Source organism: Streptomyces sp. NPDC093111, from assembly GCF_040683955.1.
In the GTDB taxonomy this organism is placed as follows: Bacteria; Actinomycetota; Actinomycetes; order Streptomycetales; family Streptomycetaceae; genus Streptomyces.
On the sequence record NZ_JBFBNW010000049.1, the window covers coordinates 1 to 1,967 of the forward strand.

The 1,967-nt window shown below is 67.1% G+C and carries 1 protein-coding gene; it reads right to left on the reverse strand.

All coding sequences use genetic code 11. From position 1 onward, the window contains the following. On the reverse strand, window positions 1–868 hold an 868-nt coding region (locus AB0Q96_RS39135), incomplete at its 3' end, for a hypothetical protein (protein WP_365334150.1). Window positions 869–1,967: the final 1,099 nt, after the last annotated feature.

Here is a 1,967-nt window from a genome sequence, read left to right on the forward strand (position 1 = left end):
GCTGTCGGTTCACCTCTCGCTCGCTCACGTCAGCCCGCTCCGCCACCTTCGCCTGCGAGTCGGCGGTCTCCATGGCCCGAAGGATCGTTCGCTGGCGCGCCGAGGTGACGGTCTCGGCGAGCGTATGGCGGGCCTCCTGCCAAGGGGTGGCCCGCTCCCAGTAGCCGTCGAAGATGATTCGGTGCGATGCGATCGACGGCATGTCGGTGACGTGCCACCCTGCATCAGGCTCGCCGGGCACGATGTGGTTGTCGATGAAGAGATTCCGCCCGGTCAGGATCATGCGGGGCGGGAGGTCCCGCCCTACGCGCACTTCGCCGCCGGCGCTCAGGATGCCCTCGACGTAGTCGCACGTGTCGTCGTGCTCCAGGGCCGCAGCGGCGTACAGGAAGCGGCAGGCGACACCGCGGTAGAGCAGCGCGCGGGCGCGATCGGTGCCCTTCCGCTGCACGTCTGGGTCGCGCTCCTCAGGCTCACCGGGTTGAACCGTAAGGAGCTCAGCGGCGGCCCCTTCGAGCACTTCGCCGATGCGTCGGTTCATCAGTTCTTTCGTGGCGAGGAACTCGCTGCCTGGACCGCCGTACATGCGGCTCGGGTCGTAGTGCTCGGCAAGGGCTTCGAGCTCGGGAATCCGGTCCATGCGTTCGAGCGTCCGCATGAGGTCGGATCGCTGCTGGGCCAAGAGTCTCTGCGCGGCGACGCGCGGGTCGAGGGCGACCTGGCGGTCGGCCGTGAGGTCTACGAGGCCGAGCTGTGCGAGCCGTCGGAGCGCGCTTCCATCGGTGACCAGGCGACCGCTCGCCACGGCTCTGTATGCCGCAACCTCAGTCGCTGAGAGGTCGGGGTCGTCCGTGCCTTCAGCTTTCATACCTACCCCTTGAGCGTTGGCGGGTTCCGGACAGGTCCGGAACCCGCAGTACCAATCCTCTGGCATACGCCTTACGCACATGTCAGCCTAGGTGCGAGGTCAAGCACACGGAAGCGTGTTCGATTTGCGTGCTCACTTAGAGGAGATAGCCATGCATCACAGGGTGATCAAGGCGTTTGCGGCCTTGCTGCTCGCCGCGGCTGGCGTCGTCGGCATCGGGGCTGCGGCTCACGCAGAGGACCCGGGATGGGGAGCGCCAGCCGCCACGGTTTCGCCCACGCCCACCCCGACGGCCACGACCAACGATCCTGGCTGGGGGTAGAGCGCCCCTGCATTCGCCGCTCGCCCGCCACACCCCACATGGCGGGCGAGCGTCGTCTCTGCCCAATCGCGCGACACGCCAGTGCCTTACGGCAGGGTGGCCGCGCCCAGCACGTTGAGGTGAGCATGAGCATCGACCAGGCGGCACCGACCTGGTCTCAGGCCGGGGGAGACGCTGAGGTTCAGCGACGCGAGCCGTCGAGGCCCGTTGGGCCTCTGATGAGCTCCCCTAGGTCGAACGGGGACTTCGAAGCAAGGGTATCGCCGGCCGCTGTGCTGGCCGCGTATACGTGGGGCAATCGCGGCCGGTGCTTCCGGTGTGGGGACCGGGGGAGGCGTGTGGCCCTTCTGGCTACCGTGCGGGCTCCTGGCCGCGCAGGAGCCAGCATCCTTTACCGGCTGGCCATGTGCGGGGGGTGCATCTTGAAGGAAGAGGAAGCCTTGGAGGCGCGAGCACGGAACCGTGGGCTGCCCTACCGCCCGGGAGGCATACGCCCGGCCTTCTCTCCCCGGGAGAAAACGGGGAGATGATCAAGAAACGAAGGGCTCCCGAAGGCTCGGAAGCCCAACGGAAACCGACGATGCCCCCAGCGTCAACCGCCACGCTGGGGGCATCGCTGTTTCTGCCCACTCGCCCTACGGATACCTGCTAAGTGCCAGGTCAGGGCTACAAAGGGTCTAGCGCTCGACCTCGCCCTTGATGAACTTCTCGACGTTGGCGAAGGCCTCGTCGTCGAAGTACTGCACCGGCGGGGACTTCATGAAGTACGAGGACGCG